This is a genomic window from Amycolatopsis nalaikhensis (genome assembly GCF_030264295.1).
In the GTDB taxonomy this organism is placed as follows: Bacteria; Actinomycetota; Actinomycetes; order Mycobacteriales; family Pseudonocardiaceae; genus Amycolatopsis; species Amycolatopsis nalaikhensis.
Genome location: NZ_CP127173.1, coordinates 9,686,139 through 9,702,851 on the forward strand (window position 1 = coordinate 9,686,139; position 16,713 = coordinate 9,702,851).

Here is a 16,713-nt window from a genome sequence, read left to right on the forward strand (position 1 = left end):
GCCGCTACTTCTTCACGGGGTAGGCCGTCGGGGTCCGGCCGTCGTCGGCGACGCCGATGGCCGCGTATTTGCTCACCCAGAACGGTTCGACGCCGACCTCGGTGGTCACGTCCTTGCCGGTTTTCGCGTCGAGCGCGATCGGCTTGCGGCCCTGGGTGGTGCCGTAGAGCATGCCGTGCCAGGCGGTGAGGACCCCGGGCGCGACGCGGTTGGCGGTCTGGTCCGGCAGGCTCCAGAGCTTCTTCGCGGTCGCGGCGTCGTAGGCGGTCAGCACGCCGGACGAGGAGCAGACCAGCACCGACTGCTGGTCGTAGAAGCAGTCACCGTAGCTGGAGACGGCCGAGCCGTATTCGCCGGTGAGCTTGCCCTTCTCGGCGCCGGTGGCGGGGTCGAGGAACACCAGGAACGTGCCGCCGTGGACGTTCTGCTCGATCTTCGCCTTCTGGTCGACCACGACCAGCGCGGGATCGGCGGCCACGACGTCGAGCGAGTAGGAGTCCTTGGCGGCGACCCACTTCTGCTGCCCGGTCACGACGTCGAGGGCGGTGATCTGGCTCGTGTAGCCGCTGTGGAGCCCGGCGCTGTAGTCGACGCCGGCCAGGACGTCCCCGTGGACGGTGCCGCCGATGTAGTCGTTGCGGGTCCAGAGCGTGGTGCCCTTGGCCGGGTCCAGGCCGACGGTGATGCGCTGTTCGTCCTTGACGTAGGCCGCGATCACGGCCTTGTCGGTGACCCCGACGACCTTGGTCACGGCGTTGCTCGCGTCGGCGTACTGGTCGGTGGAGACCTTGGTGTCGGCCTGCCACACCTTCTTGCCGGTGGCGACGTCGGCGGCGAGCACCGTGAGCGCGATGTAGCCGGGCGTGGTGCCCTGTTCGGGCACGCTGACCGGGACGGCGGCGACGGCGAGCTGATCGGTCACGACCGGCGGCCGCGGCCCGGTGGTGTTCACGAACGGGCCGCGCTGGTTGTTGGGGTCGCCGGGCTTGCCCTCGATCGGCGCCTCCCACTGCTGCTTGCCGGTGAGGACGTCCACGGCGGTCATCCCGGTGGGCCCGACGATGTAGGCCGTGCGGTCACGCAGGGTGAGGAACTTCGCGGTGATGCCGCCCCCGGCGTTGGTGCTGAACGCCCCGGCGGGCAGCGGCACGCCCGCGGCGGCGTCGAACTCCGTGGGCGGGTCGGCCGTCTTGGCCTCCGGAGCGGTGCTGGTGGGCGTCCCGGCCGCGGTGGCCACGCCGGACTGCCCCGGCTGCGGGGTGGCCACCCCGCCACTGCAGCCACTGATCGTGATCACTGCCACCAGGCAGGTCGTGGTGGCCAGTACTCGCCGCATCTGTTCGCTTTCTCCCCATCGCATCGCGCCGGACGAAAGCTGTGCGGGCCGGCCCTCCCCGCCCGGCCGCACAGCTCGGCATCACCGTACGAACACGGTTCAAACAGCTTTCTAACACCGCCCGCGGGTCCACAGTGGCCGGACCACTCGATCGGGCAGTTCAGCGGGCGTGCCGTCGCGTAAAGTACGAGCCGGTTATGGACTTCTCAGTGCTCGGGCCGGTGCGGGCGTTCTCCGGCGGTCACCCCGTCGACCTCGGCGTCCGCAAGCAGCGGTTCGTCCTCGCGGTGCTGCTGCTGGAAGCCAACAAGCACGTGCCTGCGGACCGGCTGATCGAGCTGGCCTGGCCCGAGGGCGAGGCGCCGGACACCGCCCGGGCCGTGATCCACACCCAGATCAGCCGCCTGCGCGCGACCTTCGCCGGGGCCGAGGACGTCACGCTGGTGCGCGAAGGATCCGGCTACCAGCTGCGCCTCGATCCCATGCGGGTCGACGTCTTCCGGTTTCACGCTCTGTGCGCGCGGGCGCGGGCCGCCACCGACGACCGCCGGATCGAGCTGCTCGAGGAGGCGCTGGCGCTGTGGGACGGGCCGGCGCTGTCGTCGGTGGCCACCGAGGATGTCCGGCTCCGGGTGGCCGCGCCGCTGGAGGAGGCGCGGCTGGGCGCGCTGGAGGACCGGTTCGGGGCGTACCTGCGGCTCGGCCGCGAGGCCGAGATCGTCCACGAGCTCGCCGAGGCGGCCACCGAGCACCCGCTGCGTCAGCAACTGGTGGCCAAGCTGATGCTCGCCCTGCACCGGCTGGACCGCACGCCCGAGGCGCTGGCCACCTACCAGCGGCTCCACCGGCGGCTCGACGAGGAGCTGGGCATCGAACCGGCGCCCGCGGTGCGTCGGCTCCAGGTGCGGATCCTGCGCGGCGACCCGTCGCTCATGCCGTTCACCGGACCCCGCCAGCTGCCGCCGGACGTCGACCACTACACCGGCCGCCACGACGTCCTCGACTCCCTCACCGGCCTGTTCGGCACCGGCGACCGGGTCCCGGCCGTCGCGGCGATCACCGGCAAGCCCGGGCTGGGCAAGACCGCGCTCGCGATCCGGGCGGCCCACCGCCTGGCCGCGCGGTTCCCGGACGGGCAGCTGTTCGTCGACCTGCACGGCGCCGGGCCCCGGCCGCGGGACCCGGCCGAGGTACTGGCCCGGTTCCTCCGCGACCTCGGGGTCGCGGGCACCGACCTCCCGGCCTCCGTGGAGGAGCGGGTCGGCCTGTTCCGGGACCGCACCGCGAGCCGCCGCATCCTGGTCGTCCTGGACAACGCGGCCGACGAGGAGCAGCTGCGGCCGTTGATCCCGGGAAACCCGGAGTGCGGCGTGCTGGTCACCAGCCGTCGCCGCCTCACCGGGCTGGACCTGCGAGGCCTGATCCACCTCGACGGACTGGCCGACGAGGACGCCCTCGCGTTGCTGACCGGCCTGGCGCCGTGGGTCGCCGACGAGCCGCGCGAGGCCGCGGAGATCGTCCGGCTCTGCGGCGGGTTGCCACTGGCCCTGCGGATCGTGGGCACGAAGCTGAGGTCCCGCCCGCACCAGACGGTCGCCGACCTGGCCGCGCGGCTGGCGGACGAACGCGACCGGCTGGACGAGCTCGTCGGCGGCGACCGGGAGGTCCGGGCCGGCTTCCTGCTCAGCTACGACGGCCTCGAAGCCGGCCAGCGGCGCGCGTTCCGGCTGCTGGCGGCCATGCCGGACACCGGGTTCGCGGCCTGGGCGGCGGCCGTGGCGCTGGGCGAGGACCTCCGCACCGCGGAACGGCTGCTGGAAAGCCTCGTGGACGTGAGCCTCCTGGAGTGCGGACGCGGCGAGTTCACCGCGACCCGGTACCACTTCCACGACCTGATCCGCTTGTACGCCAAGGAAAAGCTTTCGTCGGCGGATCGTGCGGCGGTCTGGTCGAGGCTCACCGACGCCTACCTGCACCTGGGGAAACGCGCGGACGCGCGGCTGGAGTTCGGCGGCCTGCACCAGTTCACCCCGCCGCCGCTGGCGCTGGAGGCGCCCGGGCTGCTCGCGGAGGTGGACCGGAACGCACCGGCGTGGCTGGCGGACGAGCACGCCTCGATCGTCCACGCGGTGGAACTGTCGGCGGTGGCCGGCGACGACGCGACGACGTGCCAGCTGTCGGCGACCGTGGCGGCCTTCCTGGAACTGCGGGCCCAGTGGAGCGACCTGCGGCGGGTGGCGGAGCTCAGCCACGTCGCGGCGACCAGAATGGACAGTCCGTATTGGACGGCCTACGCCCTGTTCGCGCTCGGGCTGGCGGCCCGGGAGACCCGGGACTTCGCGACGGCGGAGCGCTCCTTCCGCGACGCACTGGCGGTGCTGCCGCGGGCGGGCGATCCGTTGCTGGAGGTCGTCATCCTGTTGTCGGTGGGTGTGTCCCACCGGTTGCTGGGCCGCTGGGACGAGGCGGCGGCGCACTTCGCCGGTTGTCTGTCCAGGTTGGACTCCCTGGCCGCGCCGCGGTGGCGCGCGTACACGTTGCGGGAGTACGGGGTGCTGCACCGTTACCGCGGCGAGTGGGCGAAAGCGAAGGAGTTCCTCACCGAAGCGATCGCGACCTACGAGGCCCTCGGCGACGTGCGGTGGGCGGCGGCCAGCGGCCGCGAGCTGGGCATCGTCCACCAGGACGAGGGCAACCGCGCGGCGGCCGTCGAGCAGCTGACGGCCAGCCGCCAGGCGCTCCGGGACGCGGGCGACGGCAGGCGGGAAGCCGCGACGCTCCGCTGCCTCGGCTGGGTGGCGCTGGAAGCGGGCGACCTGCCCGAAGCGCTCGCCCATGCGAGCCAAGCCCGGGAGATCCTCAGCCGGACGCGGGACAGTCACGGGCTGGCCTGCGCGGAGGTGCTCCTGGGCGACATCCACCTGGCACTGGGCGACCCGGCGACCGGACGCGCGCACGTGGACCGGGGAGTGGCGTACCTCGAGACGTCCGGCGACCCCCGGTGGCGCGGGAAGTCCCTGCTCAGCCTGGGCCGCCACCTGGCGGCGGCCGGTGACGACCGCGGTGCGCGGGCGGCGTGGGAGAAGGCGTGGGAGGACCTGTCCCGGATCGGCGCTCACGAGGCGGCGACGGTCCGTGCTTTGCTCGACGGGTGAGCCGGGACCCGCGCTTCCGCTGTTGACGCGGGGGGCAGCGCGCCGACGCAAACGGCGCGCCGCATCAGGCGCCGAGATCCGGCCGCCACGCAAGCAACGCCACGCACCATCGACAACGGCGCCCCCGCCACGAGCCGCATCACGAACCCAGACCCGCCGTCTCGCAAGGAAAGCCGGGGCGGCGCGGCGGGCGCCGTCAGGCGCTGAGGCCCGGCCGCCGCGTCAACAACGTCAAGCGGCGCACCACCGACAACGGCGCCGCCGCGACGTCCCCCGCCGGCCGGGTCCCGTAGATCGCGTCCGCCACCGAACGCTTGAGCTCCCGGCACCGGCGCAGCACCTCCGGCGGAAACCCACCGCCGGTCGGCTGCCGCGGGGAGCCGGAATCGGACGGCGTCGAGAGGCTCCACCCCGAGCCCAACCTGAGCAAACCGCGGTGCTTGGGCGTGTAGTACTCGCTCGAAAAGCTCACCGCCAAGCCGGTCGCGCCGGCCGCGGCCGCGAGCAGGTGCATGTGGTAGCGGCTGGAAATCCACGTCTGGCCCGGCGCCGCGGGCAACCCACGGCGCCACACCTCGCGGAACGGAACGAACTCCGCTCCGTCCAATTCGGACTCCAGGAACGCCGGAACCGTGCGGTCCACCCGCGGGATGCCTTCGACGATCGCCAGCCGCCGCGGGTCTACCCGCCACGCTCGCAGCACCGCCAGCAGGCGGGCCGCCCGGGTGACTGGTGCGGCCCGGCCGATGTCGGACTGCACGCACACCACGAACTCCCGCGCCTCCCGCTGGAGGGCCGGGGCCGGCAGGTCGAGGAACACGTCGTCGCACGTGCTCACTCCACGGGCCAGCAGCTCCGCCGACGGCTCGTCGCGCGCGTCGACGACGTCGAAGTCGGCCGCCGAGGACCGGAGGAGGCCCTCGGCGCCCCGCGGGAACGGCACCAGACCCTGGCCGGTCATCGCCGTGCGCGCCCCGGACCGCGACGCCGCGGCGGCCACGCCCGCGAGCAGCCCGATGTGCCGGGGCCAGAGCGCGTTCAGGTAACCGCCGCCGATCACGTGCAGCACGTCCGCCCGGCCGAGCAGCTCGATGCCCGCGTCCCAGCGCGGGGCGAGCCCGGGGTCGCGCACCGCCGCCCGCACCCAGTCCGCCACCACCTCCGGCTCGTCCGACGGCGCCTCCCCGCACAGCCGCCACAGGGTGTCCGTGCACCGCAGCCGGGGGTGCAGGTCGCCGAGCAGGAGCTGGGCCGGTCCGGGTGAGTGCGTGTCGAGCCAGACGTCGGCGCCGGGGTCCGTGCGGGCCAGGTGCCGCAACCACGTCGCCGCGATCAGCTCGTCGCCGAAGTTGGGGTAACCGCTCGGCCCGACGAGGTACAGGACGCGGCGCGCCCCGGCCGACGTCACTTCGCGACGCTGATCTGCGTGTCCAACGCCTGGTCGCCCTGCGCCTTTTCGTTGCCGGTCGCGTCCCGCGCCACGCGTTCACCGGTCACGCCGAGCCCTTCGAGTGCGGTCGTGATCGCTTCGGCGCGTTTCTCCGAAAGTGCCTTCGCCTTTTCGTCGTCGGGGTAACCCGCATGGGTGGAAACACTGATCTTCACGGCGTTGCCCTGCAATGCCTTGGCGATTTCGCCGAGCGTCTGCCGGGCCTGCTCGGTCAATTCGGCTTTTTCGGGGGTGAAGGTGATCGGAGCGCGCTGCAACGCCTGCTCGATCGTCGTGCCGACCTGCTGCGCGGCGTCGCTGTCGAGCTGACCCGGTGCACCCGACGACGTCGCGGTGCCGCCGGACGAGCTGAGATCCGGGCCGGACGACGCCGTGCCGGCCGAGTCGCACGCCGTGACCAGGCTCGCCACGAACGCCGCCCCCACCGCCGTGCGGACAATTGTGCTGCGCATGAAGTTCGAACTCCCTCGACTGTCGCGTCCGGTTGCTGCCGGGGATCCGAACACGGCCGGATGACGACGGCAACCGCGCCCCGGGCGAACCCACCCGCGTGAGGTATCACTTCACCCGGGTATGCGGTTCGAGTTGCACGCCGTCGCCGCGTGACTTTGATGGGTGGCGGCAACCGGAAATCGGAAGGAACTGAGATGGGTATCGACTTCGATGATGTGAAGAACGTCGCGAGCGAGGAGAACATCGACCGGGCGGCCGATTTCGCGAAATCGCGGTTCGGCGAGCACGCCGACAAGATCGACGCGGGCGCCGACCGGGCGAAGGACTTCCTCGGCGGCGACCAGCAGAGCGAACGCCGCGACGAGAACGCGGGCGGCGACTACGGCCGTCACTCGGGCGGAGATTACGGCGAATCGCCCTCCGGGGACGAACGCGGCGCCGAGCAGTCCTTCTCCGGTGGCCGCTACGACCAAGACGCGGGTGGGTACGGCGAGCCGTCCGAGGGCAACCGCGACTCCGAGCGCGGCTACGGCGGCTGAGCGCGTCGTCGGCGGCGAGGCGCTCAGCCGGGCCCTCGCCGCCTTCGGTGACCGTGAGCCACGGATCGGCAAATAAGGACTATACAGTCCACTTACAGCCGGGGGCGGATGCACCCGGCCGAGGCCGGAACGACTACTCTGCAAGGCATGACGGCCGACTGCAACGACGGACCCGGCCCGCGTCTCGACACCTCGGAGCCGGATTCCCGCGCACGCGTCGTGGCTGCGGCGACCGCCCTCCTGGTGCGCCACGGCGTCAGCTCGCTCAGCCCGGCGCGCGTCCAAGCCGCCGCCGACGTGAGCCGGGCCGAACTCGAGCAGCTGTTCCCGGACCCCGACGCGATCGTGGAAGCGATCGTGTCCACTCAACTGGACGCCGTGTTCCGGGCTCAGCGCCCTCGCCTGGACGGCGTTCAGCAGGTCGGCGACCTGGAACGGTGGCTGCTCGACCCGCCAACACCCGAAAACGGCTGCGCGCTCGGTTCGCTGATCCACCTCCTCGCCGACCGCCACGATCGGGGTCACCGCGCCCTCGCCGACGCGTTCGCCCAGTGGAAGACCCTGCTGGCCGCGACGTTGTCGCGACTGCAGGCCGCCGGTGAACTCGACCGCGGCGCGGACCCCGGGAAGCTCGCCACCGGCCTCATCGCCGCCCTGCAGGGCGGTCACCTGCTGGCACACCTCACCCAGGACGCCGACCAGTTGCACGCGACGCTGGAGATGGCGTTCGACCAGGTTCGCGCCCATGCGACCTAGTGGACGATATGGTCCACACGTAGCCGGGCTCGCGGCACCGTCCGCACGGTGCCGCGAGCCCTCCGCGGGAGGCGGACCACTACGGGCGGACGCGGATGATCGTCTTGCCCTTGACCCGCTCCGCCGGGTTGAAGGCGGCGACGGCGTCGTCGAGGGCGGCGACCTGGCCGATGTTCGTCTTCAGCCGGCCCTCGCGGACCCGGCGGGCGATCTCACCCAGCTGAGCGCGGTCGGCTTCGACGACGAAGTCGATCGCCAAGCCGTCGGCGGGCCGTGCCTCCGGCGGACCGGCGATCGTCACCAGCGTTCCCCCGGCGCGAACCAGGTCCGCGGACCGCTTCTGGATGTCGCCGCCGAAGACGTCGAAAACCAGGTCGACCCCGCCGACCTCGTCCAGCGAGTCGTGCTCGAGGTCCACGAACTCCCGCGCCCCGAAGTCGAGCGCCGACTGACGATCGGCGGCGCGCCCGGTGCCGATGACGTACGCGCCCGCCTCGCGCGCGAGTTGCGCCACCATCGAACCGACCCCGCCGGCCACCCCGTGCACCAGGACGCTCTGCCCGGCCTCGACGCGGCCGTGCACGAACAGCCCCTGCCACGCGGTCAGGCCCGAGATCGGCAGGCTCGCCCCGACCGTGAAGTCGATGTCGCCCGGCAACGGCGCGAGGTTCCGCGCCTCGACGGCCGCGTACTCCGCCAACGTGCCGTCACGGGTCCAGTCGGTCAGGCCGAACACCCGCTGCCCCACCGACAACCCCCGCGTGCCGTACCCGAGCGCGCTGACCACGCCGGCCAGCTCGTGCCCGGGCACCGACGGCGTCCGGTCGCGGCCGAGCCGGTCGACCCAGGCCGACGGCCACGTCAGCTCGCCGGGGGTGAACCCCGATGCGTGCACCTCGACGAGGACGTCGTTGCCCGCCGCCTCCGCTCGCGGCCGCTCCACCACCTTCATCCCGGCCGTTCCCGCGGCCTGGTCCGTCACCACGATCGCCTTCATCCGGCACCTTCCTGCATTTCGTTGGTCACAGCCACGACGACCGGCTCAGCCGGTCGGCCCGAACCGGCTCACCCGGATCCGCTTCTCCTCGACCCCGACGTCGGCGAGCAGACCGGTCGCCGCGTCGCAGAATCCTTGCGAGCCGCAGACGTAGACATCGCGGTCCGCCTCGGCCAGCGGCCGGAGGTCCTCGGCCGTGAGACGGCCGACCGGCCGGGAACCGCCCGCGGGGCCTCGGCGGGTGTAGACGACCGTGGTCTCCGGACCGGTGATTTCGTCCGCGTAGTAAAGATCTTCGGGTGATCGGACGGACACGACCAGCCGCATCAGGCCGGCTCGGCCCGCGCCTCGGGCCAGCCGCAGCATGGACATGAGCGGGACCACCCCGGAACCCCCGGCGACACCCAGGGCGGGCGCGTCGCCGTCCCAGGAGAAGAACCGGCCGATCGGGCCGCGGACCTGCAGCGTGTCACCGACTTCGACCACGTCGTGCAGGAACGCCGACACCTCGCCGTCCGGCAGCTTCTCGACCGTGAGCTCGACTGTGCTCGCCGCCGGGCGCGCTGGCCACCGAGTAGTCCCGCTGGGCGTGGTAGCCGTCCGGGGCGGTCAGCCGGACGACGTAGAACTGGCCCGCCCGGTGCGTCCGGGGCTCGGCGAGCCGCAGCCGGAACGTCTTCGCGTGCGGGGTCTCCTCGCCGATCGCGGTCACGACGCCGGTCTGCCAGGACGAAGCCGTGGCCATCAGTCGCCCTGGTAACGCTGCTCGAGCCACGGGTCGCCGTGGTCGTGGTAGCCGTTGCGCTCCCAGAAACCCTGCTCGTCCTCGGCCATGAACTTCAGCCCGGACACCCACTTCGCGCTCTTCCAGAAGTACAGGTGCGGCACCAGCAGCCGGGCCGGGCCGCCGTGGATGTCGTCCAGCGGTGCGCCGTTGACGTCCCACACCACCCAGGCGCGGCCGTCGACCACGTCCTCGATCGGCAGGTTGGTCGTGTAGCCGGTGTGCGACCGCGCCATGACGTAGGCCGCGTCGTCGCGCACCCCGGCGACGTCGAGGAGGGTGTCGACGGAGACGCCGTCGAACCTCATGCCGAACTTGGACCACGTCGTGACGCAGTGGATCGCGCCTTCGTACCGGTCGCCCGGGAGCGCGTGGATCTCGTCCCACGTCCAGGTGGTCGGCGTGTCGACGAGGCCGTCGACGGTGAAGGTCCACGTCGCGGTGTCGATCGACGGCGTCGCTTCCGCGTGCAGGACCGGCCAGTCGTTGCCCGCGTCGTACTGCCCGGGTGGCAGCCGGGGGTCCCGGCCGGCGCGCCCGCGCCCGGTGAAGCCTCTGGTGAGCACCATCTGTCTCTGCCTTTCTCGTGCGTCTGCGGTCATTCCGGGACGATGTGGATGGCCGCTTCTTCGGCGGACGCCGCGGCGCCGTCCAGGCCCACATCGGAGGCGAACACGTAGGGGTACACCTCGTCCGCGTCCGGGTCCTCGACCAGCCGTCCGGCCCGCGCCACGCCGACCTGGTCGTCGTACAGCTCGCCGTCCGTGTCGGACGCGTCACCGAGCCCGTCGCCTTGGTCCGCGGCGTCGAAGACGTCCGGCAGCTCCCGGGCGAGCCGTTTGCCAAGCTCTTCGTGGCCGGCGGCCTCCCGGGCCGTCACGCCCCAGTCGAAGACCGCGATGGGGTGGTCCGGCGGGGTGTAGCCCTCGTCCAGCACGTCCGCCACGCCGCGGTCCACGAGGCTGTCCTCGGGTTCCAGCAGACCGTTGTCCAGGTCGAAACCGCCGTCGTACTCGTCGGAGTCGTCACTCATGGGGTTCTCGCATTCGATCCGCCGCGTCGTTCCCGGCAACCGTAGCTCATTTGGACTATTTAGTCCATCTTGGACAAGACGTCGGCGAGATCGGCCAGCAGCGCGGCCTTCGGCCTGGCGCCCACGATCTGCTTCACCGGCTTGCCGCCCTGGAACAGGATCAGCGTCGGGATCGACAGCACCTGGTAGTCACGCGCCGTGTTCGGGTTCTCGTCGACGTCGAGCTTGGCGATGGTCAGCTTCTCGCCGTTCTCCGCCGCGATCTCCTCCAGGACGGGGGCGACCATCTTGCACGGGCCGCACCAGGTGGCCCAGAAGTCGACCAGGACCGGCTTTTCGCTGGTCAGGACCTCGTCGACGAACGTCTCGTCGGTCACCTTCACGGTGTTGGCCATGGTTTCTCCTTCAGGGTGGACGCAGGCTTTCATGGACCCTACAGTCCAATCAGCCGGGCGTCTCCACTCAGTCCTTACGAAAGGAGAACGCACCCGCGCCGACCGGCCGTCCGGCGGAATAGCGCGGGTCCGCCGCACGTCTCTACCTCCGCACGTCCAGGTGCGTCTCACCTGGTGCCCCAGCTTCACGCCGCAAGGCGGGGAAGGGAGAGCTGTGCCTCAGCAGGCCAAGTACCACAAGAATCCGGAGGCCGTCTCGCGGCTGAACCCGGAGCAGTACCGCGTGACCCAGCAGGACGGTACGGAGCGTCCGTTCGCGAACGCGTACTGGGACAACCACGAGCCGGGCATCTACGTCGACGTCGTGTCCGGGGAGCCGCTGTTCGCTTCGGTCGACAAGTACGACAGCCGGTCCGGCTGGCCGAGCTTCACCAAGCCGATCGACAAGGCGAACGTCGTCGAGCGGGAAGACTTCAGCCACGGGATGATCCGGGCGGAGGTCCGCTCGCTGCACGGGGACAGCCACCTCGGCCACGTCTTCGACGACGGTCCCCTCGACAAGGGCGGGATGCGCTACTGCATCAACTCCGCGTCGTTGCGGTTCATCCACCTCGACGACCTGGAGGCGGCGGGCTACGGGGCCTACCGCACCCTGTTCACGAGCGGCACCGACAGCAAGTGACGTCTCCGGCGCGCGAACCCCGGTTCGCGCGCCGGCGCTAGGGAGGAGAGCCATGCCGGAACCGCACCGGACGATCCCGGTGGAGATCGTCGCGCTGCTGGTCTCCCCCGCGCACGCCTTCGAAGGCCGTCCGGCGGACGGCCCGCGCCCCGACCCGGAACCCGTCGAGCGCGCCGAGGTCACCGTGCGCGCCGGGCTCGGGCTCGTCGGGGACCGGTACTTCAACCGGCCCGCCCACCGCCGGGCCGCCGTGACCCTCTTCGCCGCCGAGTCACTCGACGTCCTGGCCCGCGACCTCGGCCTCGCCGCGGTACCGGACCCGCACCTGCCACGACGCAACATCGTCGTGCGCGGGTTTCCCGTCGACGAGCTGGCCGCGCCGCGCGGCGGGACCGGCGCGGTCTTCGGCCTCGATTCCGGGGCGGGCGAAGTCCGGTTCCAGGCCTATCGCCCGGCCCACCCGTGCGCGTGGATGGACGTGGTGCTGGCGCCCGGCGCGTTCCGCGGGCTGCGCGGGCACGGCGGCGTGCGCTGCACCCCGCTGGACGACGGGGTCCTGCGCGTCGGTCCCGCGACCCTCACCGTGGAGCGCTCCCCGGCGACCTGACGCGGTGCCTCAGGGCTGGAAGCCGCGGATGTGGTCGATGGCCATGTCGACTGCGATGCGCATCGGCTTGACGTCGTGCTCGGTCTGCGCGAGCAGGTACCCGCCCTGCAAGGCGCCCATCAGGCCGATGGCGAGCCGTTCGGGGTCGGCCTCGGGCCGCAGCTTGCCGGCGTCCCGCATCCGGCGCAAGCCGTCGGTGATCAGCCCCTGCCAGGTCTCGAAATGGCCCGCGAGCGCCGACCGCGCCCGCTCGTTCTGGTCCGAAAGCTCACTCGCCAGCGAACCCAGGCGGCACCCGTAGGCCCCGTTGCGCAGCGCACTGCGCTGGACGATCGCGTCCCGCCAGCGCTCCAGCCCGCGGATCGAATTGAGCCGCCGCAGTTGTTCCGCCTGGGTGGTCAGCACCTCTTCGGCCTGGAACTCGATGACGTCCTGGACGAGCGCGTCCTTGTCGGGGTAGTGGTGGTAGAGCTGCGACTTGCTGGTGCTGCTCGCGGCGCGGACGTCGTCGAGCGTGGTGGCGGCCACCCCTTTCACCGTCATCAAGTCGACAGCGGCCCGCAGGATCCGCGCCCGGGTCGCCTCACCACGCGCCGTCCGCCGGACCGGCCTCACAGAGCTTCTCCGGTTCCACCACGGCACCACATTATCGCACCGGCGCGCCTCGGCGGCCGAGCCCGGGTCGGCGGCCCCGACTCGGCGGAATCCGGACCTTCCGGACCAGTTGCCGACGTCGTCACCCGCGGCCCAGCGCGAGCGCGACCCGGGCGGCCAGCGCGGGGACGACCTCGGCGTCGAACCACGTGTTCCGGGCGTGCCAGCGGTAGTTCAGCGGTGACGGGTGCACCAGCGGGAACTCGGCGGGGAGGTATTCGCCGTAGGCCCGCACGGTCTCGGTGAGGTTCGCCTTGGCCCGGCCGGCGAGGTAGAACCGCTGCGCGTACGCGCCGATGAGCACGCGGAGGGTGACGTCGGGCATCCCGGCCAGGATCCGCGGGTGCCACCGCGGCGCGAAGTCCCGGCGCGGGGGCAGGTCGCCCGTCTTGCCCTTGCCCGGGAAGTAGAAGTCCATCGGCACGATGGCGAACAGTTCGGGATCGTAGAACTCGTCGTCGCGGACCCCGAGCCACGAGCGCAACCGCACGCCGCTCGCGTCGTCCCACGGGATCCCGCTCTCCTGGGCCCGCCAGCCCGGTGCCTGGCCGATGATCACGACCCGCGCGGACGGCGACCCGGCCCACACGGGCCGGTAGCCGAGGTCCCGTGCCCACGCGTTGGAGGGGTCCGCCGTCAGCTCGTCCATGACCGCGCGCAAAACGTCTGCCAACTGCACTCCGGGTTTTCCTCGTCGGGAAGATCGAGCGGGACGATACGCTAAGTGGACCATCTCGTCCATCCTCCCTTAGTGTCGGAGCATGCAGACCTGGTCTTCGGCCGCCGTGCCCCGCGTTCCCGGCACCCCGCCCCCGTTGCGGCTCCACGACACCCCCACCGGCCGGCTCCGGCCGACGGCACCGGGCCCCGTGGCGAAGATGTACGTCTGCGGCATCACGCCCTACGACGCGACCCACCTCGGGCACGCGGCGACGTACCTGGCCTTCGACCTCGTCCACCGGCTGTGGCGCGACGGCGGCCACGACGTCCACTACGTCCAGAACGTCACCGACCTCGACGAGCCCCTGCTGGAGCGCGCCGAGCGGGACCACGAAGACTGGATGGCGCTGGGCAGACGGGAGACCGCGCTGTTCCGCGCGGACATGGCGGCGCTGCGGGTGCTGCCGCCGCGGGAGTTCGTCGGCGCCGTGGAGGCCATCCCCGAAATCGCCGAGATGATCGGCGAGCTCCTCGCCACCGGCTCGGCCTACCGGGCCGACGACCCCGCCTACCCGGACATCTACTTCGACCGGTCCTCCACCGGCCGGTTCGGCTACGAGTCGAACTACGACGAGGCGGCCATGGCGAGGTTCTTCGCCGAGCGCGGCGGCGACCCGGACCGCCCGGGTAAGCGTGATCCGCTCGACGCGCTGCTGTGGCGGCTCGCCCGGCCCGGCGAGCCGTCGCGGGAATCCGCGCTCGGCGCGGGGCGGCCCGGCTGGCACGTCCAGTGCAGCGCGATCGCGCTCAACCGGCTCGGCCTCGGGTTCGACGTCCAGGGCGGCGGTTCGGACCTGGTGTTCCCCCACCACGAGTTCAGCGCGGCCCACGCGGAGGCCCGCACGGGCGGTCACCCGTTCGCCCGGCACTACGTCCACGCCGGGATGATCACGCTCGACGGCGAGAAGATGTCGAAGTCGAAAGGCAACTTGGTGTTCGTGTCGCGGCTGCGGGCCGAGGGCGTGGACCCGTCGGCGATGCGGCTGGCGCTGTTCGCCGGGCACTACCGCACGGACCGCGCGTGGACCGACGACCTGCTGCACCAGGCCCAGGAGCGGCTGGCGCGCTGGCGGGCGGCGACGTCGGCGCGGACGGGCCCGGCGGCGGAGGGCACGGTCGCCACCCTGCGGGAGCGGCTCACCGACGACCTGGACACCCCGTCGGCGCTCGCGGCCGTCGACGCGTGGGTGGCGGACGCGCTGCGGCGGCGGGGTACGGATGCCGACGCTCCCGCGTTGATCCGGACCGCCGTCGACGCTTTCCTCGGAGTCGCCTTGTAGGACGCTTCCGCGCGGGCGCGTTTCGGCCGGTCTGTCCGGCTCGGCACGAGCGGCTCGGTGCGGCCCGGCCGGAATCCTTGCGGCGGCGGTAAGAGGTGCTCGCCGGTGGGCACCAATTAGCGATCACCCGCAGGGAGGGGACGTCGTGCTCGTGAGCTTGCCCAAAGAGCCCTTCAAGGTTGCGGTCTCCGACGGCTCGATCGTCATCCTGGTCACCGGTCGCCTGACGACGGCGTCGGACGTCGAGCGGCTCTGCGCCGAACTCGACTTCGCGACGGCCGTCTGCCGCGGGGTCGTCACCGTCGACCTGACCGGCTGCACCGCGCTCGGCCTGGACGCGGCGCTGGCCCTCCGGAAGCACCACGCCGCGCGGTACCGCTGCCGGTTCCGGATCGTCGCCTGCCCGTCGCCGATGCTCGCCGTGGTGGGTGTCCCGCTCGGCAAAGCGACCTCGCGCCGGTGATCTCGCTGACCAATGGGCACGATCGGGAACTCGTCCTCCACCACCGCCTTCCGGCTTATCTCGCGGCGGTGAGCGCGGCCGTCGGCGTGGGGGTGGAGTCCTGCACGGCCGACTTCGGCAACCCCGCGTCCGCCTACATCGCGCTCGACACGCGGCTGCCGCGTCACCCGGGCCGGGACGTCGCCCTGCTCTGGGACGAGCGGCACGGCTGGTCGGCCGCGGTCGAGCACGACTCCGGGTCCGACCTGCTGGTGGTCGCCTACCTCGGTGGCGAACTGGTGCCCGGGCCGCAGCGGCTGGTCCGGTTCCTGGCCGCCGTGCGGCGCGGCGACGTTCCCGCCGTGCCGGTCGTGCCTGTCCTCCACGACGGCGAAGCGGTGCTGCTGGACGGGTTGCGGCGCTACCGGCCCGACGGCTGGCAGTGGCCTCGCTGAACGGCGATGTCAGCCGGGTTGCCGTTTCCGCGCGGTCCGGACCCGCGCGCCGCACGAGGGCGAGCACCAGGTGCGCCGCCCGCGACGACCGAAGTCGAGGAAGTAGTTGGAGCAGCCGGGTGCCGGACACGCACGCAGGCGCTGCCGGTCACGGCCACCGAACAGCTCCACCGCCTGACGGGCGATCTGGCCGACCGCCGCGACCCCGCCCGGCACGTCACCCTGGACGCCCAGCTCGGGTTCGGACCGCGGCCGCCACACCAACGCCGGCCAGTGGGGTGCCCCGGCGACCGCGCTGTTGAGGACGTCCAGCGCGGTGGCCCGGTCCGGGACCGGCGGGATCCCCTGGCGCCGGTCCCCCGTCAGCTCGCCCGCCAGGCCGCGGACCGCGTCACGCAGCCTCCGCAGGTCGTAGGCCGCCATGCGGGCGCTCAACGGGGTCGCCGACGCCAGCCAGTGCGTGAACGACGGGTGCTGCTGGGGCAGCCTCGGCGCGATCTCCCGGATCCAGTCCATCGTGGACTCCGAGGTGGCCAGGACGTCGGTGACGCCGCCCGGGCCCGACCACACCGTGTTCATCAGGTCGACCGGCAGTTCCTCGCCGGTGAGCCGCGCGTGGTGCGGCGTCGTCAGCATTTCTTCACCTTCTTCCCATGAGCCGGGTGTTCCGGCGCGTAAGAACCGCCGAAGATCAGGTGCTAACGTCCGAGACCGCGGCTCGAAACTCTCGAGGTAGGGCATGAGCGACTGGGACGCACTGAACGAGTTCCTCCGGACCGATCCGCGGGACATCGGGTGCGACCTCGCCCTCGACGCGCTCCCCGCCTATTCGGAAATGGCCGCCGCCGCCGGGCACCCCGAACGGCTTTTTCCCGGGCTGGCCGCGCACCTGAAGTCGTGCCGGGCCTGTTTCCGTGATTACGAAGCCCTGGTTCGCGCGATCCGCGAATTCGGTGGTGACGAACCGCGCTGACC

General features: G+C 72.1%; 21 protein-coding genes. 9 read left to right on the forward strand and 12 right to left on the reverse strand.

The features are described from left to right. Nucleotides 1–4 precede the first annotated feature (4 nt). Nucleotides 5–1,336 (reverse strand): outer membrane protein assembly factor BamB family protein, encoded by a 1,332-nt coding sequence (locus tag QP939_RS47030; RefSeq protein WP_285453381.1) that lies wholly within the window; start codon nt 1,334–1,336, stop codon nt 5–7. Between the two features lie 197 nt (nt 1,337–1,533). Here QP939_RS47030 and QP939_RS47035 point away from each other — a divergent pair, with 197 nt between their 5' ends. Then, nucleotides 1,534–4,491 carry an AfsR/SARP family transcriptional regulator gene (locus QP939_RS47035; protein WP_285453382.1) on the forward strand — a complete coding sequence of 986 codons (2,958 nt, stop codon included), beginning with the start codon at nt 1,534–1,536 and terminating at the stop codon, nt 4,489–4,491. A gap of 196 nt (nt 4,492–4,687) precedes the next feature. On the opposite strand, the gene QP939_RS47040 is transcribed toward QP939_RS47035, so the two are convergent. Both QP939_RS47040 and QP939_RS47045 read right to left on the reverse strand, forming a co-directional pair. Then, the gene (locus QP939_RS47040) at nt 4,688–5,899 is read right to left on the reverse strand and encodes a polysaccharide pyruvyl transferase family protein (RefSeq protein ID WP_285453383.1); all 1,212 of its coding nucleotides are present in this window, start codon (nt 5,897–5,899) and stop codon (nt 4,688–4,690) included. After that, nucleotides 5,896–6,393 (reverse strand): OmpA family protein, encoded by a 498-nt coding sequence (locus QP939_RS47045; RefSeq protein ID WP_285453384.1) that lies wholly within the window; start codon nt 6,391–6,393, stop codon nt 5,896–5,898. The genes QP939_RS47040 and QP939_RS47045 overlap by 4 nt, the downstream gene beginning before the upstream one ends. A gap of 195 nt (nt 6,394–6,588) precedes the next feature. On the opposite strand from QP939_RS47045, the gene QP939_RS52360 reads away from it, so the two are divergent. After that, nucleotides 6,589–6,933, forward strand: coding sequence for an antitoxin (locus QP939_RS52360; protein WP_434219612.1), 345 nt, complete (start codon nt 6,589–6,591; stop codon nt 6,931–6,933). A 147-nt stretch (nt 6,934–7,080) separates the two neighbouring features. Then, nucleotides 7,081–7,689 (forward strand): TetR/AcrR family transcriptional regulator, encoded by a 609-nt coding sequence (locus QP939_RS47055; protein WP_285453386.1) that lies wholly within the window; start codon nt 7,081–7,083, stop codon nt 7,687–7,689. A 79-nt stretch (nt 7,690–7,768) separates the two neighbouring features. Here QP939_RS47055 and QP939_RS47060 read toward each other — a convergent pair whose 3' ends face one another. Genes QP939_RS47060 through trxA form a run of 6 tightly spaced genes read right to left on the reverse strand, consistent with a single transcriptional unit; the run spans nt 7,769 to nt 10,898 of the window. Next, entirely contained in the window at nt 7,769–8,686 is a 918-nt protein-coding gene (locus QP939_RS47060) for an NADP-dependent oxidoreductase (RefSeq protein WP_285453387.1), read from the reverse strand. 45 nt (nt 8,687–8,731) lie between these two features. Then, nucleotides 8,732–9,193: a ferredoxin reductase domain-containing protein gene (locus tag QP939_RS47065; RefSeq protein ID WP_285453389.1), complete on the reverse strand. Its 462-nt coding sequence runs from the start codon at nt 9,191–9,193 to the stop codon at nt 8,732–8,734. After that, entirely contained in the window at nt 9,156–9,431 is a 276-nt protein-coding gene (locus tag QP939_RS47070) for a ferredoxin reductase domain-containing protein (protein ID WP_285453390.1), read from the reverse strand. Before QP939_RS47070 ends, QP939_RS47065 begins: the two co-directional genes overlap by 38 nt. Next, nucleotides 9,431–10,039 carry a sulfite oxidase-like oxidoreductase gene (locus QP939_RS47075; RefSeq protein WP_285453391.1) on the reverse strand — a complete coding sequence of 203 codons (609 nt, stop codon included), beginning with the start codon at nt 10,037–10,039 and terminating at the stop codon, nt 9,431–9,433. The genes QP939_RS47070 and QP939_RS47075 overlap by 1 nt, the downstream gene beginning before the upstream one ends. Before the next feature lie 29 nt (nt 10,040–10,068). Next, the gene (locus QP939_RS47080; RefSeq protein ID WP_285453392.1) at nt 10,069–10,503 is read right to left on the reverse strand and encodes a DUF5709 domain-containing protein; all 435 of its coding nucleotides are present in this window, start codon (nt 10,501–10,503) and stop codon (nt 10,069–10,071) included. Between the two features lie 59 nt (nt 10,504–10,562). Continuing rightward, nucleotides 10,563–10,898, reverse strand: a complete 336-nt coding sequence (gene trxA, locus QP939_RS47085) for a thioredoxin (RefSeq protein WP_285453393.1) — start codon at nt 10,896–10,898, stop codon at nt 10,563–10,565. A 214-nt stretch (nt 10,899–11,112) separates the two neighbouring features. Between trxA and msrB the strand changes: the two genes are divergently transcribed. Beyond that, nucleotides 11,113–11,580 carry a peptide-methionine (R)-S-oxide reductase MsrB gene (gene msrB / locus QP939_RS47090; RefSeq protein WP_285453394.1) on the forward strand — a complete coding sequence of 156 codons (468 nt, stop codon included), beginning with the start codon at nt 11,113–11,115 and terminating at the stop codon, nt 11,578–11,580. 52 nt (nt 11,581–11,632) lie between these two features. Continuing rightward, complete coding sequence (locus QP939_RS47095) at nt 11,633–12,187, forward strand: MOSC domain-containing protein (protein WP_285453395.1); 555 nt, start codon at nt 11,633–11,635, stop codon at nt 12,185–12,187. 9 nt (nt 12,188–12,196) lie between these two features. Here the strand turns inward: QP939_RS47095 and QP939_RS47100 are convergent, their stop codons facing one another. Both QP939_RS47100 and QP939_RS47105 read right to left on the reverse strand, forming a co-directional pair. Beyond that, nucleotides 12,197–12,832: a TetR/AcrR family transcriptional regulator gene (locus QP939_RS47100; RefSeq protein WP_352249375.1), complete on the reverse strand. Its 636-nt coding sequence runs from the start codon at nt 12,830–12,832 to the stop codon at nt 12,197–12,199. Between the two features lie 91 nt (nt 12,833–12,923). After that, nucleotides 12,924–13,514: a uracil-DNA glycosylase family protein gene (locus tag QP939_RS47105; RefSeq protein ID WP_285453397.1), complete on the reverse strand. Its 591-nt coding sequence runs from the start codon at nt 13,512–13,514 to the stop codon at nt 12,924–12,926. Between the two features lie 88 nt (nt 13,515–13,602). On the opposite strand from QP939_RS47105, the gene mshC reads away from it, so the two are divergent. The 3 genes from mshC to QP939_RS47120 all read left to right on the forward strand — a co-directional run bounded on the left by mshC (nt 13,603) and on the right by QP939_RS47120 (nt 15,738). Further along, nucleotides 13,603–14,841 carry a cysteine--1-D-myo-inosityl 2-amino-2-deoxy-alpha-D-glucopyranoside ligase gene (gene mshC / locus QP939_RS47110; protein ID WP_285453398.1) on the forward strand — a complete coding sequence of 413 codons (1,239 nt, stop codon included), beginning with the start codon at nt 13,603–13,605 and terminating at the stop codon, nt 14,839–14,841. A gap of 151 nt (nt 14,842–14,992) precedes the next feature. Further along, entirely contained in the window at nt 14,993–15,304 is a 312-nt protein-coding gene (locus QP939_RS47115; protein ID WP_285453399.1) for a hypothetical protein, read from the forward strand. Nucleotides 15,305–15,372: 68 nt separating this feature from the next. Then, a complete protein-coding gene (locus tag QP939_RS47120) occupies nt 15,373–15,738 on the forward strand; it encodes a DUF6292 family protein (RefSeq protein WP_285453400.1) in 366 nt (121 codons plus the stop codon). A gap of 9 nt (nt 15,739–15,747) precedes the next feature. Here the strand turns inward: QP939_RS47120 and QP939_RS47125 are convergent, their stop codons facing one another. After that, nucleotides 15,748–16,374: a CGNR zinc finger domain-containing protein gene (locus tag QP939_RS47125; protein WP_285453401.1), complete on the reverse strand. Its 627-nt coding sequence runs from the start codon at nt 16,372–16,374 to the stop codon at nt 15,748–15,750. Between the two features lie 103 nt (nt 16,375–16,477). Between QP939_RS47125 and QP939_RS47130 the strand changes: the two genes are divergently transcribed. Then, complete coding sequence (locus tag QP939_RS47130) at nt 16,478–16,711, forward strand: hypothetical protein (protein ID WP_285453402.1); 234 nt, start codon at nt 16,478–16,480, stop codon at nt 16,709–16,711. Nucleotides 16,712–16,713 lie beyond the last annotated feature (2 nt).

Bases quoted from the DNA above. Each gene is read 5' to 3' on its own strand.
- mshC (WP_285453398.1), top strand. From the start codon at position 13,603: ATGCAGACCTGGTCTTCGGCCGCCGTGCCCCGCGTTCCCGGCACCCCG.
- QP939_RS47055 (WP_285453386.1), top strand. From the start codon at position 7,081: ATGACGGCCGACTGCAACGACGGACCCGGCCCGCGTCTCGACACCTCG.
- QP939_RS47070 (WP_285453390.1), bottom strand. From the start codon at position 9,431: ATGGCCACGGCTTCGTCCTGGCAGACCGGCGTCGTGACCGCGATCGGC.
- QP939_RS47130 (WP_285453402.1), top strand. From the start codon at position 16,478: ATGAGCGACTGGGACGCACTGAACGAGTTCCTCCGGACCGATCCGCGG.
- QP939_RS47035 (WP_285453382.1), top strand. From the start codon at position 1,534: ATGGACTTCTCAGTGCTCGGGCCGGTGCGGGCGTTCTCCGGCGGTCAC.
- QP939_RS47045 (WP_285453384.1), bottom strand. From the start codon at position 6,393: ATGCGCAGCACAATTGTCCGCACGGCGGTGGGGGCGGCGTTCGTGGCG.
- QP939_RS47080 (WP_285453392.1), bottom strand. From the start codon at position 10,503: ATGAGTGACGACTCCGACGAGTACGACGGCGGTTTCGACCTGGACAAC.
- QP939_RS47125 (WP_285453401.1), bottom strand. From the start codon at position 16,374: ATGCTGACGACGCCGCACCACGCGCGGCTCACCGGCGAGGAACTGCCG.
- trxA (WP_285453393.1), bottom strand. From the start codon at position 10,898: ATGGCCAACACCGTGAAGGTGACCGACGAGACGTTCGTCGACGAGGTC.
- QP939_RS47060 (WP_285453387.1), bottom strand. From the start codon at position 8,686: ATGAAGGCGATCGTGGTGACGGACCAGGCCGCGGGAACGGCCGGGATG.
- QP939_RS47075 (WP_285453391.1), bottom strand. From the start codon at position 10,039: ATGGTGCTCACCAGAGGCTTCACCGGGCGCGGGCGCGCCGGCCGGGAC.
- QP939_RS47095 (WP_285453395.1), top strand. From the start codon at position 11,633: ATGCCGGAACCGCACCGGACGATCCCGGTGGAGATCGTCGCGCTGCTG.
- QP939_RS47030 (WP_285453381.1), bottom strand. From the start codon at position 1,336: ATGCGGCGAGTACTGGCCACCACGACCTGCCTGGTGGCAGTGATCACG.
- QP939_RS52360 (WP_434219612.1), top strand. From the start codon at position 6,589: ATGGGTATCGACTTCGATGATGTGAAGAACGTCGCGAGCGAGGAGAAC.